The 3,253-nt window shown below is 62.0% G+C and carries 3 protein-coding genes; 1 reads left to right on the forward strand and 2 read right to left on the reverse strand.

The features are described from left to right. Positions 1–89: 89 nt before the first annotated feature. Together ACRESD_RS21155 and ACRESD_RS21160 are read right to left on the reverse strand one after the other, a co-directional pair. Positions 90–896 carry a hypothetical protein gene (locus ACRESD_RS21155; protein WP_431752687.1) on the reverse strand — a complete coding sequence of 269 codons (807 nt, stop codon included), beginning with the start codon at positions 894–896 and terminating at the stop codon, positions 90–92. 100 nt (positions 897–996) lie between these two features. Continuing rightward, complete coding sequence (locus ACRESD_RS21160; RefSeq protein WP_431752688.1) at positions 997–1,959, reverse strand: alpha/beta hydrolase; 963 nt, start codon at positions 1,957–1,959, stop codon at positions 997–999. A 143-nt stretch (positions 1,960–2,102) separates the two neighbouring features. On the opposite strand from ACRESD_RS21160, the gene aroC reads away from it, so the two are divergent. Beyond that, on the forward strand, positions 2,103–3,194 hold the full coding sequence (gene aroC, locus ACRESD_RS21165) for a chorismate synthase (protein WP_431752689.1): 1,092 nt from the start codon (positions 2,103–2,105) through the stop codon (positions 3,192–3,194). Positions 3,195–3,253 lie beyond the last annotated feature (59 nt).

Raw genomic sequence — 3,253 nt, forward strand, 5'->3', positions numbered from 1 at the left:
GCGGTGGATCAGTCACCTAATGTATTGGCTGATACACCGCATTCGCGAGCAAGCCCGCTCCCACATTTTGATTGCATTTCACCTCGCTCTCAGCGGTGTGTGGCAATCCAGATCAACAATCCCGCCTGAAATACCGTAAACGCCACCAGACAGGTGATGGTAAAACGCAGCCCGCTGTCCTCACGCTTGAACTTGGTGACCTTCTCTTCTTCCTTGCGCAACTTCACTTCCTGCTCGGCCAGGTTGTGCTCGGCCTGCTGCAGCATCTGTGCGGCTTCAAGGATCTCCACGAACTGCACCTTCTCGGTGTTCCAGCTGTCCAGCACTTCGCTGACTTTGCCCGGCTGCACAGTGCCCTTGAGGTGTTGCACGTCGGCATAGGCCACGTCAAAACCCTGGATACGCAGGAAGTGATCGCGGCGCAGGCGCGTGGCTTCGTTCAGTGCGTCTTTGTTGGCCAGGTCCACGCCGTCGACACGGTAATGTGACCACTTCTTTTTGGCCCAAGCGGCGCCTTGAGCGACCAGAAAGCGCCCCAGCCCACGGTTGGCTGGCTCGATTTCCAGGCTATTGCCTGGTCCGAAGTGCACGCGGTGAGTATCGTGATCGACCCAGATATCCAGGTGATTCTGCTCACGGCGCACGCGCTGCCCTGGCAATTGGATAACCATGCGCAGCAGGCTGTGGCGTTTGTCATGGCGCTCGGCATAGCCGAACTGCACAAAGCGCAACGGCCGCACGCCGGTGGCGCGATCCGTGGCCAGGGGCGCCAGGCGCAGCATCTTGAAATGTTCGGCCTGTACATCCGCCCACGGCAGTGCCGCCGCCTCGACGGCCTCGGTTTTTTCAGCCGGGGTGTCGGCGGTAGGTTCTGGTGTTGCTTCGGTGGTTGTCATGCGGCGCGATCCTGTCCAAGCCTTGCGAGTCGGCAGTCTTTTTTGCTGTCGACTCTGGGCTTATCGGCCGCTTTCTTCAGGACTGGAGGCAAATAGTCGCTTATCGGGGCCCAAGTCCGTCGATAAAACGCACGATGCGTTGGCCCAACTCGGCGGCGAGGGGCAGTTGCGGGTCGTTGTAGGACTCCAGTTGCTCCTTCACATCCTTGGGGATGATGCGCATCACGTGGTTCATACCCTCGATCACTGTCAGTTGGGCGTCCGGCTTGGCCTTTTTCAACAACTGGGCATCGCCGACGCCCACCTGGATGTCGTTGGTGCCCTGGATGATCAGCGCTGGCATCTTCAGCTTGGCGAAAGCGGCCGAAGGGTCGGCACGAAACAGGCTGATCAGATAAGGCTGTACGCTGGGGCGGAAAATGCCCTCCAGTGGGCGAGGTACTTCCACATCTACCTGGCCGGCCTTGAGGTGGTCGAGGATTTCATTACTGCGCAGCAACAGGGCTGGGGGCAGGTGGTCGGCCAGTTGTTGACGGATCACCTGGTCCACCGGCCGGGCGCTGCCGGAGAGGGAGATGACGCCTGCCGGGTCAAGTTGCGGCGCGGCGAGGGCGGCGACCAGCGCGCCTTCGCTATGGCCCAGCACGATCAACGGGCCCATGCGGGAGTCAGCCTTGAGCAGCTTGCCCCAGGCCACGGCATCGGCCACATAGGCGTCGAGGGTCAGGTTGCGCTCGTCGGGGGTGGCGGCCAGGCTGGCGGCGACCCCGCGCTTGTCGTAGCGCACGCTGGCGATGTTATGTCGGGCGAGTACCCAGGCCAGGCGCTTGAGGCTGTCGTTGCGGGCACCGTCGGCGCTGTTGCCGTTGCGGTCGGTGGGGCCTGAACCGGCGATGATCAATACCACCGGCACCGGCTTGTCGGATTTGGGCAGCAAGAGCGAACCGAACAGCTCGCCGCTGCCGGTGTCCAGGCTGATGGGGCGTTGCAGCACAACAGGGGAGGCGGCAAAGCCAAGGCTGGAAAACAGGGTGAGGGTCAAAAGCAAAACTCGCAGCATCATCGCGCCATCATGAGGAAGGTGCCGGTTGGACCAACGCCTACCGGTAAGGTTTCGAGGATGAACTAGTACGATAGCCTGCGTATACTGGCCGCCTTAAGTTATTACGGTTGACTTGATTCAACTGATTTCACGGAGCGCCCTGCATGTCCGGCAATACCTTCGGCAAGCTGTTCACTGTCACCACCGCGGGCGAAAGCCATGGCCCGGCGTTGGTCGCCATTGTCGACGGCTGCCCGCCCGGCCTCGAGCTGTCCCTGGAAGACCTGCAGCGTGACCTCGACCGCCGCAAGCCCGGCACCAGCCGCCACACGACCCAGCGCCAGGAACCCGACGAAGTCGAAATCCTCTCCGGCGTGTTCGAAGGCCGCACCACCGGTTGCGCCATCGGCCTGCTGATCCGCAATACCGACCAGAAGTCCAAGGACTACTCGGCGATCAAGGATCTGTTCCGTCCGGCCCACGCCGACTACACCTACCATCACAAATACGGTGAGCGCGACTACCGTGGCGGTGGCCGCAGCTCGGCCCGCGAAACCGCGATGCGTGTGGCCGCCGGTGCCATTGCCAAGAAGTACCTGGCCACCCAGGGCATCGTCATCCGTGGCTATATGAGCCAGTTGGGGCCAATCGAAATCCCGTTCAAGACTTGGGACAGTGTTGAAGACAACGCCTTCTTCAGCCCCGACCCGGACAAAGTGCCGGAACTGGAAGCCTACATGGACCAGTTGCGTCGCGATCAGGACTCCGTCGGTGCCAAGATCACCGTGGTGGCCGAAGGTGTGAAACCGGGCCTGGGCGAGCCGATTTTCGACCGCCTCGATGCCGAGCTGGCCCACGGGTTGATGAGCATCAACGCGGTGAAAGGCGTGGAAATCGGCGCCGGCTTCGCTTGCGTGTCCCAGCGCGGCACCGAGCATCGCGATGAAATGACGCCTGAGGGTTTCCTGAGCAACAACGCGGGCGGCATCCTCGGCGGTATTTCCTCCGGCCAGCCGATTGTTGCCCACCTGGCGCTCAAGGCCACGTCGAGCATCACCACGCCGGGCCGTTCGATCGATGTGCACGGCAACCCAGTGGACGTGATCACCAAGGGCCGCCACGATCCGTGCGTGGGCATCCGTGCTACGCCGATCGCCGAAGCCATGATGGCCATCGTGTTGATGGATCACCTGCTGCGCAATCGTGGGCAGAACGCCGATGTGCACGTGAGTACCCCGGTGCTGGGTCAGCTGTGACGGTCTGTTGTCGTGAGCGAGCTTGCTCGCGCTGGGCTGCGAAGCAGCCCCTATAGCAT

Origin of the sequence: Pseudomonas sp., from assembly GCF_050739995.1 — a bacterium.
Classification (GTDB): Bacteria; Pseudomonadota; Gammaproteobacteria; order Pseudomonadales; family Pseudomonadaceae; genus Aquipseudomonas.

Bases quoted from the DNA above. Each gene is read 5' to 3' on its own strand.
- aroC (WP_431752689.1), top strand. From the start codon at position 2,103: ATGTCCGGCAATACCTTCGGCAAGCTGTTCACTGTCACCACCGCGGGC.
- ACRESD_RS21155 (WP_431752687.1), bottom strand. From the start codon at position 896: ATGACAACCACCGAAGCAACACCAGAACCTACCGCCGACACCCCGGCT.
- ACRESD_RS21160 (WP_431752688.1), bottom strand. From the start codon at position 1,959: ATGATGCTGCGAGTTTTGCTTTTGACCCTCACCCTGTTTTCCAGCCTT.